Source organism: Streptomyces sp. NPDC031426, from assembly GCF_055581585.1.
Map to the genome: position 1 here is coordinate 20,855 of NZ_JBVIJE010000024.1, position 16,253 is coordinate 37,107.

Annotated in this window: 14 protein-coding genes and 1 riboswitch; of the genes, 4 read left to right on the forward strand and 10 right to left on the reverse strand. The window is 73.3% G+C overall.

Annotated features, from left to right (window positions below; genetic code table 11):
- Positions 1-14: 14 nt before the first annotated feature.
- Positions 15-854 (reverse strand): SDR family oxidoreductase, encoded by an 840-nt coding sequence (locus ACZ5NH_RS34440; RefSeq protein WP_451553209.1) that lies wholly within the window; start codon positions 852-854, stop codon positions 15-17.
- Positions 855-1,251: 397 nt separating this feature from the next.
- Between ACZ5NH_RS34440 and ACZ5NH_RS34445 the strand changes: the two genes are divergently transcribed.
- Positions 1,252-1,839, forward strand: a complete 588-nt coding sequence (locus ACZ5NH_RS34445; RefSeq protein WP_451553221.1) for a histidine phosphatase family protein — start codon at positions 1,252-1,254, stop codon at positions 1,837-1,839.
- 65 nt (positions 1,840-1,904) lie between these two features.
- Here ACZ5NH_RS34445 and ACZ5NH_RS34450 read toward each other — a convergent pair whose 3' ends face one another.
- Both ACZ5NH_RS34450 and ACZ5NH_RS34455 read right to left on the reverse strand, forming a co-directional pair.
- The gene (locus ACZ5NH_RS34450) at positions 1,905-2,657 is read right to left on the reverse strand and encodes a CbtA family protein (RefSeq protein WP_468780921.1); all 753 of its coding nucleotides are present in this window, start codon (positions 2,655-2,657) and stop codon (positions 1,905-1,907) included.
- Positions 2,658-2,678: 21 nt separating this feature from the next.
- On the reverse strand, positions 2,679-2,900 hold the full coding sequence (locus ACZ5NH_RS34455) for a CbtB domain-containing protein (protein ID WP_468780922.1): 222 nt from the start codon (positions 2,898-2,900) through the stop codon (positions 2,679-2,681).
- Positions 2,901-2,936: 36 nt separating this feature from the next.
- A riboswitch (cobalamin riboswitch) is annotated at positions 2,937-3,075 on the reverse strand.
- A 262-nt stretch (positions 3,076-3,337) separates the two neighbouring features.
- On the opposite strand from ACZ5NH_RS34455, the gene ACZ5NH_RS34460 reads away from it, so the two are divergent.
- Entirely contained in the window at positions 3,338-4,102 is a 765-nt protein-coding gene (locus tag ACZ5NH_RS34460) for an alpha/beta hydrolase family protein (protein ID WP_468780924.1), read from the forward strand.
- Between the two features lie 89 nt (positions 4,103-4,191).
- On the opposite strand, the gene ACZ5NH_RS34465 is transcribed toward ACZ5NH_RS34460, so the two are convergent.
- On the reverse strand, positions 4,192-4,461 hold the full coding sequence (locus tag ACZ5NH_RS34465; RefSeq protein ID WP_468780926.1) for an LmrA/YxaF family transcription factor: 270 nt from the start codon (positions 4,459-4,461) through the stop codon (positions 4,192-4,194).
- A gap of 273 nt (positions 4,462-4,734) precedes the next feature.
- Here ACZ5NH_RS34465 and ACZ5NH_RS34470 point away from each other — a divergent pair, with 273 nt between their 5' ends.
- A complete protein-coding gene (locus ACZ5NH_RS34470; protein ID WP_468780928.1) occupies positions 4,735-5,601 on the forward strand; it encodes a GNAT family N-acetyltransferase in 867 nt (288 codons plus the stop codon).
- Here ACZ5NH_RS34470 and ACZ5NH_RS34475 read toward each other — a convergent pair.
- The 4 genes from ACZ5NH_RS34475 to ACZ5NH_RS34490 form a co-directional block, all read right to left on the reverse strand.
- Positions 5,598-6,818: a sensor histidine kinase gene (locus tag ACZ5NH_RS34475; RefSeq protein WP_468780930.1), complete on the reverse strand. Its 1,221-nt coding sequence runs from the start codon at positions 6,816-6,818 to the stop codon at positions 5,598-5,600. The two genes, ACZ5NH_RS34470 and ACZ5NH_RS34475, sit on opposite strands and share 4 nt — an antisense overlap.
- A 159-nt stretch (positions 6,819-6,977) precedes the next feature.
- Positions 6,978-8,714, reverse strand: coding sequence for a sodium/solute symporter (locus tag ACZ5NH_RS34480; protein WP_468780932.1), 1,737 nt, complete (start codon positions 8,712-8,714; stop codon positions 6,978-6,980).
- 31 nt (positions 8,715-8,745) lie between these two features.
- Positions 8,746-8,958 (reverse strand): hypothetical protein, encoded by a 213-nt coding sequence (locus ACZ5NH_RS34485; protein ID WP_451553202.1) that lies wholly within the window; start codon positions 8,956-8,958, stop codon positions 8,746-8,748.
- A 277-nt stretch (positions 8,959-9,235) separates the two neighbouring features.
- On the reverse strand, positions 9,236-10,051 hold the full coding sequence (locus ACZ5NH_RS34490; RefSeq protein ID WP_468780934.1) for a LytR/AlgR family response regulator transcription factor: 816 nt from the start codon (positions 10,049-10,051) through the stop codon (positions 9,236-9,238).
- Between the two features lie 149 nt (positions 10,052-10,200).
- Between ACZ5NH_RS34490 and ACZ5NH_RS34495 the strand changes: the two genes are divergently transcribed.
- The gene (locus ACZ5NH_RS34495) at positions 10,201-11,244 is read left to right on the forward strand and encodes a bifunctional class I SAM-dependent methyltransferase/NUDIX hydrolase (protein ID WP_468780936.1); all 1,044 of its coding nucleotides are present in this window, start codon (positions 10,201-10,203) and stop codon (positions 11,242-11,244) included.
- A 17-nt stretch (positions 11,245-11,261) separates the two neighbouring features.
- Here ACZ5NH_RS34495 and ACZ5NH_RS34500 read toward each other — a convergent pair whose 3' ends face one another.
- Together ACZ5NH_RS34500 and ACZ5NH_RS34505 are read right to left on the reverse strand one after the other, a co-directional pair.
- Positions 11,262-13,637 (reverse strand): glycoside hydrolase family 65 protein, encoded by a 2,376-nt coding sequence (locus ACZ5NH_RS34500; protein ID WP_468780938.1) that lies wholly within the window; start codon positions 13,635-13,637, stop codon positions 11,262-11,264.
- On the reverse strand, positions 13,634-15,745 hold the full coding sequence (locus tag ACZ5NH_RS34505; protein ID WP_468781039.1) for a xanthine dehydrogenase family protein molybdopterin-binding subunit: 2,112 nt from the start codon (positions 15,743-15,745) through the stop codon (positions 13,634-13,636). The genes ACZ5NH_RS34500 and ACZ5NH_RS34505 overlap by 4 nt, the downstream gene beginning before the upstream one ends.
- Positions 15,746-16,253 lie beyond the last annotated feature (508 nt).

Genomic DNA, 16,253 nt, shown 5'->3' on the forward strand with positions numbered 1-16,253 from the left:
ACACGGGTGGTGGGTCAGCCGCCGGTGGCGAAGCCCGGGAAGAGCGTCATCCCGCCGTCGACGTACAGGGTGGTGCCGACGACGTAGTCCATCAGGTCGGACGCGAGGCCGACGACGGCGTGGGCGATGTCCTCGGGGTCGCCGATCCGCCTGTAGGGGATCAGCCGCATGAGGTCCTGTTGCGCCTCGGGGGTCTCCCAGGCGCTGCGGTTGATGGGGGTCTTGATGGCTCCGGGCGCGACCGCGTTGACCCGGATCCGTTTCGGGGCGAGTTCCTGGGCCAGGGTCGCCATCATCATCTGCACGCCGCCCTTGGACGACGCGTAGTTGACGTGACCGCTCCAGGGGATGATCTGGTGGACCGAGCTCATGCAGATGATCTTCCCGGCGGCACTCGACACTTCGGGGACGACCCCGCGGCGCAGGAACTCCTTGGTCGCCTCGCGGGCACAGAGGAACTGCCCGGTGAGGTTGACGTCCAGGACCTTCTGCCACTGGGCGAGGGTCATCTCCGTGACCGGCGCGTCCCGCTGCAGTCCGGCGTTGGCGACCAGGATGTCGATCGTGCCGAATTCCCGGACCATGCGGTCCATCATGGCGACGACCTGCTGCTCGTCTGACACGTCGGCCTCGTAGGCGGCCGCGCGGACCCCGAAGCCGGTGATCTCCTCGACCACCTTCTCGGCGTCCTCCCGGCCGGCCACGTAGTTCACCACGACATCGGCACCCGCCCGGCCCAGGGCGATGGCCGTCGCCCTGCCGATTCCGGAGTTCGCGCCGGTCACCAGTGCCTTCTGTCCCCGCAGCAGCTGGGCGGGGACCACGCCCTGGGGTGCGCCCTCGGTGGAACTCACGATGTCCTGCTCCTCCACTGCGTGCCCATGTCCGCCGGGTCCGTCGCCCGAAGGTCCAGGCATCACCGAAGCACCGCGCAGGGGCGGCGGCATCCCGGCGTGGACCGTCTTGCGCTGCCCGGCTGAGCATCTTCGCCCGGTCGGCTCCCTGCGCCGTGGCGGGTCAGCCCAGCCGCTCCAGCAAGTGGTCGCCCACGCGAAGGGCGTTCGCGATGGCCGTCAGGGACGGATTGACCGCGCCGATGCTCGGGAAGAAGCTCGTGTCGACGACGTAGAAAGACCAACGCCAGCAGCGGCTCGGCCGCCCGCGGGGAGGAACCCGTCCCGGCGCAGGCGGTGGCCGGCTCATCAGCCGGATCTTGTGCGTCGTTCGCCCATGCTGGTACCTCTGAACCACGTGACCAGCCGAGTTCTTCTCCTCTCCCCCGCCATGAGCGCGTCACTGCGGCAGGCCCGCTTCGACGACGGCGGCTCGATCGACGGCAGCGCAGCGGCACGTGCCCGCTCGGCGGCCGCAGCCCTGCCCTCCGCGGCCCGTGTCCTCGCCTCCCCCGGCATGCGCTGCCGGGAGACGGCCGCGGCACTGGGCCTCGACGGTGTGCCGGTACCGGAGTTGGCGGGTCTCGATGTGGGCCGCTGGCGCGGGCGCACCCTGGAGGAGGTGGGGGCCGCCGAGCCGGAGGCGGTGGGCCGCTGGCTCTCCGACCCCGAGTGCGCACCGCACGGGGGTGAGTCCGTGCGGGATCTGTGCCGGCGGGTCGCGCGGTGGCTGGCCGGCGCACAGGACCTGACGGGTCGTACGCTCGCCGTGGTCGAGCCGGAGGTGGTGCGGGCGGCGGTCGTCGACGCACTGGACCTGCCCGCGGCGCTCTTCTGGCGCCTCGACGTACCGCCGCTGACCCTGACCGAACTCAGCGGCCGGGCCGGGCGGTGGAATCTGCGTCTGGGGTGTCCGCTTGGCACGCCTACGCCGGAGGCTGACTAGGCAGGAGGGACGGCAGAAGGGCCCGGCGGACGGTTCCGCCGGGCCCCTCTGTCGTACGCGAGGAGTCAGTGCGCGGCCGGAACCGCTCGCCGCTTCGCGGCCGTCGCCGGCTTGGGGTTCAGCAGCCGTTCGGCCAACTCACCGAAGACCAGGCCGAATCCGGCCCACAGGGCGGTCTGGATCGCCAGTGCCGAGAGCCGGAAGCGCCACAGCAGGGTGGCCGGGAAGCCCTTGGGCACCTCGTTGACGACGGGCAGGAACTGGTACGCCAGGCCGATCACGACGGTGAACGCGACCACCGCGGCCACCGTGGCCCACCAGGTGCCCAGGCGCGGCGCGAGCCTTTTGCCCAGGAGGGTGGCGGCGACCGCGAGCAGGACACCGAGCAGCATCATCAGGAAGTACAGGGTGGTCCGCTTGCCGATGGTGTCGGGGTTGCCGACCGACGGCGGGTTGGCCGGGTACTTCAGGAACGGCACGACGTACACGGCGAGCAGCGCGCAGCCCGACAGCAGCAGTGCCGTGGCGCGCGGGCCGAAGCGCCCCACGCGGCCGAGGGCGAAGCTGAAGGCGAGCGCGGCGATGCCGCCGAATGCGACCCCGTAGACGAGGACACCGGTGGCGAGGCCGGCGGTCGACTGCAGGGAGCGGGAGACGGTCTCCATCTCGTGCTCGTGGGAGTGGGCCTGCTCGAAGCTGATCGCCTTGTCGACGTTCGGCTCACCGAGCACGTAGGCCACGACCAGGGCGAGCACGCCGGCCGCGAGGCCGGCGAGCATGCCCCGCACGAGAAGGTTCCGTACGGTTGCGGAGTTCATGGGCGCGCGGTGTTCGTCGCGTCAGTGGCAGGGGAAGCCCAGCAGGTGGCGGGCGTCGTGCACCCACTCGTGGACGTCCGTGCCGTTGAACACGGAGGTGGCGCCCTGCTCGGCGCCGACGAAGTAGAGCAGGACGAGCATGAGGATGCCGAAGAAGACCGCCCAGGGAGCAATCGCCTTCAGCGGCAGCTTGGCGGGAACGACGGGGATGGTGGCTGTCGGCTGGGCGACGGTCTGCGCCATGGCAGGACCTCCTCTGGGAGTTCGCGTCCCATCTCGGTGGTGCACAGGACGACGACCACGGGTCTGACTCACGAGCCCCTCGCGGGTCCCGCATACAGTGGCGCGACCGTGCCGGATTCCCACCGGCTTCCGTTTCGCCGTCGTCGATATCGGACCGACCGTACCGCGCCACGCGCGCATGGCCAAGACCGCCTCCCCGCCAAGTGATCTTCCTCTCCACCACGTGTGTCCGCGCGCCACACACGTGGCGGGAAAAAGGTTGGGCGGGCTGATCATCGGTCTGGTAGCTTGCGGTTGACCGTGATCAAGGCCGAGGAGGTGAGACCCATGAAGGCTGTATTCGTGTGGGTGCTCCCCCTCGTCGTCACGGTCGGGCGATCGACGTAGGTGTCGCCGGGAGCGCCTCGACACCAGGCACTCCCGAAAGGCAACACGCCATGACATCTTTGAAGTTCATCGCCGAGTCGTCCGTCAACGGCATGATCGAACGCGACTTCACCGTGGGCGAGGTCCCCGGTGTCCTCTGGTCCCCCGCCTCCGGCGCGGACCGTGCGCCCCTGGTCCTGATGGGCCATGGCGGCGGCAACCACAAGAAACATCCGGCGATGGCCGGTCGTGCCCAACTCCTGGTGAACGCTTGCGGCTTCCATGTCGCGGTCATCGACGCGCCCGGTCACGGCGACCGGCCGCTTACGGCACATGACGAGCAGGAGATCGCCGAGCTGTTCCGGGCGAGGGCGGCGGGCGAGCCGGAGGGCCCGATCGTCGTCCGCTACAACGCCCACCTGGCGGAGCTCGCCGTGCCCGAGTGGCAGGCGACCCTGGACGCCCTCCAGGAGCTTCCGGAAATCGGCGCCGACGGGCCGGTCGGCTACTTCGGCATCAACATGGGCACCGCGATCGGCGTGCCGCTGGTGGCGGTCGAACCCAGGATCACCGCCGCGGTCTTCGGTCAGCACTGGCCCGACGTCCTGGCGGAGAAGGCCAAGCAGATCACCGTCCCGATCGAGTACGACATGCAGTGGGACGACGAACACATCCCGCGCGAGGCCAGTCTGGCGCTGTTCGACGCCTTCGCCTCGACGGAGAAGACCCTGCACGCCAACGCGGGCAGGCACAAGGAGCTGCCCCGGTTCGAGGCCGCCAGCGCGGTCCGGTTCTTCGCCCGGCATCTCGGCCGAACGGCCCCCGTGCCGGCCTGACATGAGCGGTGGCGGCGCCCGGCCTGCCGGTCGGGTGCCGTTGCCGTGCCCCGGGCCGGGGCTGTGCGTCCATGCGCGGCCCCGAGCCGTCAGGCCGTGCGAGTGACCGCGTCGGTGAGCAGCGTTTCGACTTTCCGGGCGACCCGGTCGAGGGGCAGCATGCTGCGCTGGGCGCGGCACATGACGATGGCGCCCTCGACGGACGCCACGACGACGGACGCGAGAACGGGCGCCCGGCAGCCGGGATCGGCGCCGTGCGCCGCGAGCGCCTCGGTCAGCAGCCGCTGCCAGTCCTCGAACACTCCGGCGGCGACCCGGGCCGGTGGGATCTCCTCGGCCGGCGGTTCGTCGACGGACACGGCCGGCACGGGGTAGCCGGCCCGGAACTCGCTGTCGACGACGCCGCCGCGCCACAGGCCAGAAGGGCGCGGGTCCGGCGACCGGACGGGCTCCGGCCGCGTGGACCCCGCCCGTGTCGTCTCCCACGTCTTCGATCGGGAGCAACTCCCCGAGGCCGTGCCCGAGAAACGCCTCCAGCCCGTCTTCGTCCGCGCCGACGGCTGAGCACATCCCGACCGCCCCGGCCGAAAACCGGGTGCGGACTGTCGGCGCCGTGGTGTGGGATCGGGCGTATGGCGATCGTGCTGGGCATGCCGGGAGTCGACGGGCTGAGCGAAGCTGTGGGTGTGCTGCGGGAGTGGCAGTACGACGAGGCGCCGATGCAACTGCATCCGGGCGATCTGGGCTGGTTCTGGCGGTTCGGCGCGGAGGCGACGGCCGCGGCAGTCCGGACCTGGCGCCGGGACGGACGGATTCTCGCCATCGGGCTGCTGGACGGTCGCGATCTGCTGCGGCTGACGACGGCACCGGACGCCCAGCGGGACGAGGAGCTGGCGCAGCGGCTGGTCGAGGACGTGACCGAGCCGGAGCGCGGCGTACTGCCGGCCGGGAGGGTGTACGTCGAGGCGCCCACGGGCGCACTGGTCCAGGATCTGCTGTTCGAGGACGGCTGGGGCGGGGACGAGCCGTGGACGCCGCTGCGCCGCGATCTCACGGCGCCGGTGCCCGATCCGGGCGTGCGGATCGCGGTGGTCGGACCGGAACAGGTCCACGCGCGGACCGCCGTACACCGGGCCGCGTTCGACAGGTCGACGCTCACGGACGAGCGCTGGCACGCGATGGCGGCCGCATTGCCGTACGCCGACGCCCGGTGTCTGGTCGCGTACGACGATCTGGGCAACACGGTGGCGGCGGTGACGGTGTGGTCGGCCGGCCCGGGCAGGCCGGGGTTGCTCGAGCCGATGGGCGTGGACGGGGAGCACCGCGGTCACGGCTACGGCCGGGCGATCTGCGTCGCGGCGGCCGCCGCACTCCGGGAGCTGGGCTCGTCGAGCGCGGTCGTCTGCACCCCGAGCGCCAATGCCGGCGCCGTCGCCACCTACAAGTCAGCCGGCTTCCAGCAGCTCCCTGAGAGACGGGACCGCCGCCGGGACGCCTAGGCCGTGAACCCTCCTTCAGCCTCGGGCTGTGCGGGCCGGGCCTGGATGCCGGGGCGGAATTTCGGGACGCGGAGGGTGATCTTCGTGCCCGCTCCGAGGCCGGTCTCGATGACGAGGCCGTGGTCGTCGCCGTAGACCTGGCGCAGCCGCCGGTCGACGTTGTTCAGGCCGATGCCGGTGGCGGGTCCTGCCGTGCCGCGCAGGATGGCGCGCAGGCGTTCCGGTTCCATGCCGATGCCGTCGTCCTCGATGACGACCCGGGCCTCGGTGCCCTCGTCCTCGGCGATGATCGTGACGCCGATGCGCTCCACGGACCCCTCCAGACCGTGTTTGAGGGCGTTCTCGACGAGCGGCTGCAGGCAGAGGAAGGGCAGTGTCACGGGCAGCACCTCGGGGGCGATGCGCAGGGTGACCGTGAGCCGGCGGCCGAAGCGGGCACGGGCGAGTTCCAGGTACTGCTCGATGGAGCGCAACTCCTCGGCGAGGGTGGTGAAGTCGCCGCCGCGGCGGAAGGAGTAGCGGGTGAAGTCGGCGAATTCCTGCAGGAGTTCCCGGGCACGCTCGGGGTCGGTGCGGACGAAGGAGGCGATGCTCGCGAGGGAGTTGTAGATGAAGTGCGGGGAGATCTGGGCGCGCAGGGCCCGGACCTCGGCCTCGTGGGCGCTGGTGCGGGCCCGGTCGAGCCCGGCGAGTTCGAGTTCGAGGGAGAGCCGGCGGACCGCTTCCTCGCCGGCGCGGACGAGAGCGGTGGACTCGCCGGCGGCGAGCAGGACGAGGGCACCGGGGGTGCCGCCGCCGGCGGGGAGCGGCACCAGGGCGCCCCAGCGGACGGGGCAGCCGGTGTCGTCGCAGGGCAGCGGGAAGGTCCGGGCGCGGGACGGGTGGGCGAGCTGTGCCGTCACCTCCGCGCGGTGGTGTTCGGCGGCGCCGTCCCAGGCGAGCACGCCGGTGTCGTCGGTGAGGGCGAGGGCGGGGGTGCCGAGCAGGGGGCGCAGTCTGCGGACCGTCTTTCGAGCCGTGTCCGGGGTGAGCCCGGCGCGCAGGGGGGCCGCGGCGAGCGCGGCGGTGTGCAGGACGTGGGCCAGGGCGCGCGACGCCCCCTCGCTGTCGGGCGAGTGCTCCTGCTGCCGGCGCGCCGCCCCGTGCCCGAGGGCGGCACCGAGCACGAACAGCGCGAACGCGGCGAGAGCGAGCGCCGCGGTGCCGAGGACGGTCATGGGCGACGGGGGTTCAGGGCGGCGGGGCGGGTGGTGGAGTGCCGGGGGGCGCCGCCGAGCGCCGCGCACCTGCCGGAACGCCCGACTCGCACTGCGGGACGGCCGGTGCGCCCCATGGCGTCCTGGTCTCTGTCGCTGGTCTGCACAACGGCTCCTCGGTCAGGTCGTCGCCGGTTCGGGGCGGGAGGGGGCCGGGGGTTCGGGGAGGTGGAGGCGGGCCATGGTCGAGGCGGTGCCGGGTGGGACGCGGCTGCGGGTGCCCAGGGAGATCAGGACCATGGTGGCGAAGCCCACGGGGACGGACCACACCGCGGGCCACGCCAGCAGGGTGTGCGGCCAGCCGGAGCGGGCGCCGCCGACGATGGTGGCCGTCACCGCGGTGAACGCCGAGCCGCCGCCGAGGACGAGCCCGGCGATCGCGCCCGGCGGGGTCAGGCCGCGCCACCAGATGCCGAGGACGAGCAGCGGGCAGAAGGAGGAAGCGGAGACGGCGAAGGCGAGTCCGACCGCGTCCGCCACGGGCAGATCGCTCACCATCGCCGCAGCGGCGGTCGGCACCGCGATCGCGGGCAGCGTGGCGAGCCGGAAGTGGCGGACGCCGAGCGTGGGCAGCACGTCCTGGGCGAGGACGCCCGCGACGGACATGGTGAGCCCGGACGCCGTGGAGAGGAACGCCGCGCAGGCGCCCCCGGCGACGAGGGCGCCGAGCAGGTCTCCGCCGACCCCGCCGAGCAGCCGCTGCGGCAGGACGAGGACCGCGGCGTCGGTGTCGCCGGTCAGGAGCAGATCGGGGGCGTACAGGCGGCCGAGCATGCCGTACACGGGAATGAGGAGATAGAACCCGCCGAGCAGGGCGAGCACGCTGACGGTGGTGCGGCGGGCGGCGCGGCCGTCGGGGTTGGTGTAGAAGCGGACGACGACGTGCGGCAGGCCCATGGTGCCGAGGAAGGTGGCGAGGATCAGCCCGTAGGTCGCGTACAGGCCGTGCTGTTCGCGGTCCGAGGACAGCGGCTCGGCCCAACTGGAGGGCGCGGCACGGTCGGCGGCCCGGTCCGGCAGGGGGACGCGGGCGCCGGCCGGGAAGCGCAGGGCGGTCCCCGCGCCGATCCGGTGCCGGCCCTCGCCGAGCCGCAGCGAAACCCCGCGCGGCGCACGGCCGTCGACGGTGCCGGACGCGGTCACCCGGACCGGCTCGCGCACGGTGAGGGTGAGTGGCCGGTCGACGCGCACCTCGGTGGAGCGGTGGAAGACGGGCTGGTCGTCCCAGGCGGGTGCCGGGGCGTGATCGCCGTGCCAGGCGAGCAGCAGGAACACCACGGGCACCAGCAGGGCGGTGAGTTTCAGCCAGTACTGGAAGGCCTGGACGAAGGTGATGCTGCGCATCCCGCCCGCGGCGACGGCCGCGGTCACCACGGCGGCGACGACCAGACCGCCGAGCCAGCCGGGCGCTCCCGTGAGCAGCCGCAGGGTGAGACCGGCGCCGCGCAGCTGGGGCAGCAGATACAGCCAGCCGATGCCGACGACCAGCACACCGGCGATCCGGCGCACCGCCCGGGACTCCAGCCGGGCCTCGGCGAAGTCGGGCAGGGTGTAGGCGCCGGAGCGGCGCAGCGGGGCGGCGACGAAGGCCAGCAGGACCAGGAACCCGGCGGTGTAGCCGATGGGGAACCACAGCATGTCGACGCCCTGGGCGAGGACGAGTCCGGCGACGCCGAGGAACGAGGCGGCGGACAGGTACTCGCCGCTGACCGCGCAGGCGTTCAGGCGGGGGGCGACGGTGCGCGAGGCGACGTAGAAGTCGGAGGTGGTACGGGAGATGCGCAGGCCGAGCGCGCCGACGAGGACCGTGGCGAGGATCACCGCGGTCACGCCCACGATGCCGTACGTCTGGTTCACCGGCCGGTCCCGGCGGGAAGTCGACGCATGGTCAGGGGTGTTCCGCGGGAGCGGCGGCGGCCGGGGCGGTCTCGTTGCGCTCGGCGCGGCGGACGTACCAGGCGCCGATGGCCAGCAGGGCGGGGTACGGCGCCACGCCCAGGAGGAGCCAGACGGCGAGGGGGACGCGGGGTGCGGCGTCGGCGAACGGCAGGACGCGCAGGAGCACGGGAAGCAGGCCGAGCAGGAGAGCGAGAAGGGCCATCGCGGCGAGGGCGGACCGCAACTGATGGCGCATCAATCGCCGTAGCCGTTCCTCCGAGTGCGGCGAGGGGTCCGGGCGCGGTGCGGTCGTACCGGCGCAAGGGCGCGGCCGTCCGGTGACCACCTCTCTGCGAGGGACGGATTCCGCACCCATGACGCACTCCCGACGCAGCGGTGATCACCTTGTGCTGCGGCGAGTGTACGCAGCGGGACCCCGCCGAGACAGCGGGTGGACGAGAATCGCCACAGGTCCGTCACCCGGTAACCGCCTCCCTTGCTCAACGGGCCCTGCCCGCCGCGTGTTTGGCGAGAAGGTCCCGTAGCTCCCGGGCGTTGCGCCGGCTCACGGCGAGCACGCGGTCGCCGATCCGTACGGTCACGTTGCCGCCGTCCAGGCGGAGTTCCTCGATGCGGCCGAGGGCGACGAGCCGGCTGCGGTGGATGCGCACGAAACCGCGTGCGCGCCACTGTTCCTCCAGGGTGGACAGCGCGACGCGGACCAGGTGGCTGCCGTGCGGGGTGTGCAGTCGCGCGTAGTCGCCCTGGGCCTCGACATAGGTGATGTCGGCGATGGGCACGAACCGGGTCACCCCGCCCAGTTCGACGGGGACCTGATCACCGAAGGCGGGTGCCTGCTCGGGCGCGGTCGTGGCGGGGGCGGCGGCCGGCCGGGGGCCCTGCCCGGCCCGTACCAGTTCGGCGACCCGGCGTACGGCCTCGGCGAAGCGTTCCCTGCGGAGGGGCTTGAGCAGGTAGTCGACGGCCTTGAGGTCGAAGGCGCGGACCGCGAAGTCGTCGTGGGCGGTGACGAAGACGATCAGTGGCGGCGCGGCGAACCCGCCCAGCAGGCGGGCCAGTTCCAGGCCGTCGAGGCCCGGCATGTTGATGTCCAGGAAGACGACGTCGACGGCTTCCTCGCCGTCCGGCCCGTCCGCCACGGCCCGGCCGAGCCGGCGCAGCGCCTCGGTGGGTCCCGCCGCGGGCACCACGGTGCCGACCCGGGGATCGCGCTCCAGGTGGTACAGCAGTTCCTCCAGCGCGGGCTCCTCGTCGTCCACCGCCAGCACACGCAGGGGAGCGTCGCTCGCGCTCATCTCCGCCGTCTCCTTCCCGCTTCAACCGCTTACCGGTGCATAGTGGTCCGCCCGGCCGTCCGCGTCGAGATCGCGCACGCCGGTGTACGGCGGGCGCCGCCGGGCGAGGATCCCGAAGTCCGGGGAAACGAGCGACCCGAGGAGGACCGGTGGCATACGTGAGGCGCGAGCAGTGGGACGCGCACTACGCGGGCGGGGGCCGGTTCCGGGAGCTGGGTGACACCGAACGGCGGCTGCTGGCGGAGCACGTCCCGGCGCCCGCGGGCGGACTCGCGCTGGACGTCGGCTGCGGACTCGGTGAACTCGCCCGACATCTGGCCGGATCCGGCTACCGGGTGGACGCCGTCGACTGGTCCGAGGCCGCGCTCACGGAGGCCCGGCGCACCGAGGCGGTCGGCGTGACGTACCGCCGCCTGGACATCGAGCGAGACGATTTCGGTCAACTTGCCTCCGACGCCTATGACTTGATCACCATCCGGCTCGGCTGGGCCTTCGTCCGCGACCGCACCCGGGTGCTGAACCGGCTGCGCGAACGGCTACGCCCGGGCGGTGCGCTGTGTGTGATCACGCCGCTCGTGGACGCGGTGCCGGACGACCGGCGCGGCATCGCCCTGGACGAGCAGGAGATCGGTCTGCTGCGCACCGGCTGGGCGTCCGCCGACCGCTACGACGCCGACGGCCTGGCGCTGCTGGTCCTGCGCGGCCCCTCCCCCACCACGCCCGGGTACGCCGGCAAGGGCCGCCCCTCCCCGCACGCCCTCACCGGCGCCGGTGCAGTCGTCACGGACGCGGCGGGCCGAGTGCTGCTGGGCTGGTCGGTGCGGGGCGTCTGGGAGTTGCCCGGCGGCAAGAACGACGCGGACGAGGACTTCGCCGCGGCGGCCGTCCGCGAGTTGGAGGAGGAGACGTCCTTGAAGGCCGACCCGGCCGGGACGCGGGTGCGGGCGATCCTGATGGACTACGTGCACGGCATCCCGAGGGTGACGGCCGCCGTCCGGGTGACCGCCTTCACCGGCGAACCCGTCGTCACCGAGCCGCGGCTGATCCGCCGCTGGGAGTGGCATGAGGTCGGCGATCTGCCGCTGCTCGGGCGGCCGCTGTTCACGCCGAGCGCACATGTCCTGGACACCGTGTGGCCGGGTCTGCTGCCCGGGCTGCCGCCCGTGCACCGGTACCCGGTGACGGTCCGGTGACGGACGGCTGAACGGTGTCAGTCCGGGACCACCAGCCGTGCCGCCTCCCCCGGACCCACCGGCACCACCCGGTCGCGCAGGCAGACGTCGATGGGGGCGCGGTCGGAGTCCGGCACGGCGATCTCCAGCAGGCCGCTGCGCAGGTGGAGATGGACGCCCCAATGGCCGTGGTAGCGGATGGCGAAGCCGTACGAGGAGAGTTCGGGCAGGGGGACCGGGTCGAGGCACAGGGCGCCGTCGCGGGTCTCCAGGCCGGTCAGTCCGCGCTGGACGAGGTCGAGGGTGCCGGCCATGGCGCCGAGGTGGATGCCCTCGCCGGTGGTGCCGCCCTGCAGGTCGGCGATGTCGCCGCGCAGCGCCTCCTGGACGAACGCCCAGGCGTCGGCGCGGCGGGCGCGGGTCAGGATCCAGCCGTGGACCAGGCCGCTGAGGGTGGAGCCGTGACTGGTGCGGTGCAGGTAGTGGTCGACGGTCGCGATCCAGGTGTGTTCGTCCAGGCGATAGCCCAACCGGTCGAAGAGGGCGCGGAGTTCGGCCGTCGAGAAGAGGTAGCCGAGCATGAGGACGTCGGCCTGTTTGGACGCCTTGTAGCGGTTCACGGTGTCGCCCTCGGCCTCCAGGATCCGGTCGAGCCGGCGGATGTCGTCGTACCGCTTGCGGTAGTCGTCCCAGTCCAGCTCGGCGAGGTCGCCGTAGCCCTCGAACTGGCTGATCACCCCGTCGTGGAAGGGGATGTGGAGGGTGCGGGAGATCTCCTCCCAGTGGGCGGGCTCGTCCTCGTCCAGGCCGATGCTCTCGGTGAGTTCGCGGCGGCGCGGCTCGGGCAGGGTGCTCAGCAGGTCCACGGTGCGGGCGAGCACCCAGGCGGCGGTGACGTTGGTGTACGCGTTGTCGTCCAGTCCCGGCCGGGGCGCGCCGGGGTAGGCGTCGTGGTACTCGTCGGGGCCCATCACGCCCCGGATGCGGTACCGGCCGAGGCGGTCGTCGTAACCGGCCGAGTCCGCCCAGAAGCGCGCGATCTGCAGCAGCATCTCGGCGCCCTCGCCGTGCAGGAAGTCGGTGTCCCCGGTGGCCTCGCAGTACTGCCAGATGTTGTAGGCCACTGCCGAGCCGACGTGGTGCTGGAGCCGGGAGTGGTCGGGCACCCAGCGGCCGGAACGGGGGTTGAGGTGGACTTCCGGGGCCTCCTCGCGACCGTCGCTGCCGCTCTGCCACGGGTAGAGCGCGCCGCGCCGGTCGAGTTCGCCGGCCGCGTGGCAGGCGGCGTCGAGACGCCGGTGCCGGTAGTGGAGCAGGGCCCGGGAGACCTCGGGTAGGTGCAGGTTGAGGTAGGGCAGGACGAAGAGTTCGTCCCAGAAGACATGGCCGCGGTAGGCCTCGCCGTGCAGTCCGCGGGCGGGGACACCGGCGTCGAGGTCGGCCGTGTGCGGCGACAGGGTCTGCAGCACGTGGAACAGGTGCAGCCGCAGGATGCTGCCCGCCTCCCCCGGCACTTCGAGCGCGGTGCGCCGCCACAACTGCTCCCAGGCCGCGGTGTGCGTCTCCAGCAGGGCGTCGAAGTCGGGGGCGGCGCCGACGCGCTCGACGGCCGCGTCCAGCGGGTCACCGATGGCGGGGTCGTGCGAGGTGTGCAGCGCGACCGTCTTGTCGACGGTGACGGTACGGCCGGGTGTCAGGCGCAGCTTCACGTGCTGGACCGCGCGCAGGGCTTCGTGGGCCGTCGCCACCGGGGCGTCGGTGGCCAGCCGGGCGGCCAGGGCGCATTCGATGCGGGAGGTGCGGGTGTGGCAGCGCAGCCACATCGCACCGTGTGCGGCGAGGCCGGTCCGGATCTGGGTGAGGTGCCGGCCGTCCAGGTCCCGGTAGCGGGCCACGCCGGAGTTGGTGACCCGTCCGTCCAGCGCGGCCTCGACCTCCAGCTCGGTGCCCTGGCCTTCGACGGTGAACTCGGTGCGCAGGGCTCCGATATGACGGTCGGCCAGGTGGACCAGGCGGAGCTGGCGCACATGGAGCGTGGCGCCGCCGTCGAGGCCGTAGCTGGTGCGGCGTTCCAGCAGGCCGGGGTCGAGATGCAGGGTCACATAGTGCTCGGTGACGGGGTCGGAGTCCGGGGTGAGCCAGGCGGCGCCCGCCGGGCGGAAGCGCAGCGGCAGCCAGTTGGGGAGGTTGACCATGTCCTCGTTCTCGACCCGGCGTCCGGCGACCTCGGAGGTGAGCCGGTCGTAGCAGCCGGCCACGTAGGTGCCCGGGTAGTGGACGTCGTCCGCGATGCACTCGGGCAGTGCCCCACGGGTGGCGAAGTACCCGTTGCCCAGCGTGCACAGGGACTCCCGCAGGCGTTCCTCCTCGGGCCGGTAGCCCTCGTACTCCCAGGTCGGCCCCGTCACGGTCATCCCTCGGACAACAGGCCGGTGAGGATCCGGTCGGGGGTGAGGGGCAGTTCACGGAAGCGGATGCCGGTGGCGTGGTGGACGGCGTTGCCGATGGCGGCCGCGGTGCCGACGATGCCGATCTCGCCGATGCCCTTGCTGCCCATGGGGTTGAGGTGCGGGTCGTCCTCGTCGATCCAGTCGGCCTCGATGCCGGGCACATCGGCGTGCGCGGGCACGTGGTAGGAGGCGAGGTCCGTCTCGGTGAAGTCGCCGAACGCGCGGTCCATCGTGCTGTGTTCGGTGAGCGCCATGCCGAGGCCCATGGTCATGCCGCCGGTGAACTGCGAGTGCGCAGTGCGGGAGTTGAGGATCCGCCCGGCGGCGAAGATACCGAGCAGCCGCCGTACCCGGGTCTCGCCGGTGACGGTGTCGACGGCGGCCTCGGCGAAGTGGGCGCCGAAGGCGTGCCGGGCGTAGGGGCTGTCGGCGTCGGCCTTTCCGGCGGTGTCGGCGTGGGTCCCGATGCCGTCGGCGGGCAGCGGCCCGGTGTGTGCGGCGAGCCGGGAGGCCAGCTCGGTGCACGCCTCGTGCACGGCCCAGCCCCAGGAGGCGGTGCCCATGGAGCCGCCGGCGAGCCAGGCCGACGGCAGGTCGCTGTGCCCGATCTCGGTGCGGACCCGGTCGAGGGGAGCGCCGAGGGCGTCGGCGGCGATCTGGGCGAGGACGGTACGGGCCCCGGTGCCGATGTCGGTGGCGTTGATCCGGACGACGAAGGTGCCGTCGGGCAGGGCCCGGGCGGTCGCGGTGGCCGGGACGGCCGCGGCCGGGTAGGTGGCCGCGGCCACGCCGGTGCCGATGAGCAGCGGGCCCTCGCGGCGCACACCCGGGCGTGGATCGCGCTCGGCCCAGCCGAAGCGGCGGGCGCCCTCGCGCAGGCACTCCACGAGGTGCCGGCTGCTGAACGGTTTGCCGCTGCCGGGCTCGCGCTCGGGTTCGTTGCGGATGCGCAGCTCGACCGGGTCCATGCCGAGGGCGTCGGCGAGTTCGTCCACGGCCGACTCCAGGGCGTACATGCCGGGCGCCTCGCCGGGGGCGCGCATCCAGGACGGGCTGGGCACGTCGAGCGGGACCACCCGGTGCGTACTGAGCAGGGCCGGGGTGGCGTACATGATGCGGGAGGGCACCGCGGCCTGCTCGACGAACTCCTTCACCCGGGAGGTGTGGGTGGTCGCCTCGTGCAGTACGGCGGTGAGCCGGCCGTCCGCGCTCGCGCCGAGCCGCAGCCGCTGCACGGTGGGGGCGCGGTGGCCGACGGTGGTGGGCAGGTTGCGGCGGGGGTAGGCGAGGGTGACGGGCCGGCCGGTGCGCCGGGCGGCCATGGTGGCGAGGACGACGTCGGGGCGCGGGGTGCCCTTGGAGCCGAAGCCGCCGCCGACGTGCTCGGTGACGACGGTGATCCGGTCCTCGGGCAGCTCGAACAGCTGGGCGAGGACCTCCCGCACGGTCGTACCGCCCTGGCTGGAGGTGTACACGGTGAGCCGGTCCCCGTCCCAGTGGGCCGTGCTGGTGTGCGGCTCCATGGGGTGATTGTGCAGCGGCGGCACCCGGTAGGTGGCATCGACGCGGACCTCGGCGGCGGCGAAGGCGGCCTCCGGGTCGCCGTGCTCGACCCGGCCCGGATAGCCGGCGTTGGCCTCCTCCGGCTCGTAGGCGTGCGGATGCCCGGGGTCCAGACCGACGTCGTGGGGTTCGGCCGTGTAGGTGACGCGTACCGCCCGGGCGGCCGCGCGGGCCGCCTCCAGGGTGTCGGCGACGGCCAGCGCCACGCACCAGCCCCGGTGCGGCACCTGGGGGCCCTGCAGGACGGCGAGCGTGGCGTCTTCGGGTGCGGCGAGGCGCGGGGCGTCGTCGGGGGTGAGGACGGCGAGGACCCCGGGCAGGGCGAGGGCGGCCGAGGTGTCGACGGCGGTGACCCGGCCCCGCGCGATCGCGGCCGGCACGGGCCAGGCGTGGGCACGGCCGGGCAGCGCGTACTCGGCGGCGTAGCGGGCCGCACCGGTGACCTTCTCCCGCCCTTCCCGACGCTCGGCGGGCACACCCAGCGCACCACCGGCGTGCCCTCCTGACAGACGCTCGGCGAGCGACCCGGTGGGGGTGCCCGGGGGCACGGTCCGTGCGTCGCGGCGCTGTACGCGCGCGTCCGGGGCGCTGTCCGGGGCCGGGGCCCCTTCCGGGGGGCCGCCGGGGGCCGGGTCCCCACTTGACCGGCGCTCGGCGAGAGCTCCTCCGGAGTCCGAGTTCCGCGCGCCCGGGCGCTCCACGGAAGTGCCCGGCGCGCTGCCGGGGCCTGGCTCCCCACCCGCCCGCCGCTCGGCGAAAGCCCCGCCGGAGGCCGTATTGCGGGCGTCTGGGCTCTGTACGGAAGTGCCCGGCGCGCTGTCGGCGGCCGGGTCCCCACCAGACCGGCGCCCAGCGACTGCCCCGCCCGAGGCCGTATTGCGGACGTCTGAGCACTGTACGGAAGTACCCGGCGCGCTGCCGTCGGCCGGGTCCCCACCAGACCGGCGCCCAGCGACTGCCCCGCCCGAGGCCGTATTGCGGACGTCTGAGCACTGTACGGAAGTACCCGGCGCGCTG

Bases quoted from the DNA above. Each gene is read 5' to 3' on its own strand.
- ACZ5NH_RS34490 (WP_468780934.1), bottom strand. From the start codon at position 10,051: ATGAGCGCGAGCGACGCTCCCCTGCGTGTGCTGGCGGTGGACGACGAG.
- ACZ5NH_RS34470 (WP_468780928.1), top strand. From the start codon at position 4,735: ATGGCGATCGTGCTGGGCATGCCGGGAGTCGACGGGCTGAGCGAAGCT.
- ACZ5NH_RS34475 (WP_468780930.1), bottom strand. From the start codon at position 6,818: ATGACCGTCCTCGGCACCGCGGCGCTCGCTCTCGCCGCGTTCGCGCTG.
- ACZ5NH_RS34455 (WP_468780922.1), bottom strand. From the start codon at position 2,900: ATGGCGCAGACCGTCGCCCAGCCGACAGCCACCATCCCCGTCGTTCCC.
- ACZ5NH_RS34485 (WP_451553202.1), bottom strand. From the start codon at position 8,958: ATGGCCCTTCTCGCTCTCCTGCTCGGCCTGCTTCCCGTGCTCCTGCGC.
- ACZ5NH_RS34460 (WP_468780924.1), top strand. From the start codon at position 3,338: ATGACATCTTTGAAGTTCATCGCCGAGTCGTCCGTCAACGGCATGATC.
- ACZ5NH_RS34500 (WP_468780938.1), bottom strand. From the start codon at position 13,637: ATGACCGTGACGGGGCCGACCTGGGAGTACGAGGGCTACCGGCCCGAG.
- ACZ5NH_RS34450 (WP_468780921.1), bottom strand. From the start codon at position 2,657: ATGAACTCCGCAACCGTACGGAACCTTCTCGTGCGGGGCATGCTCGCC.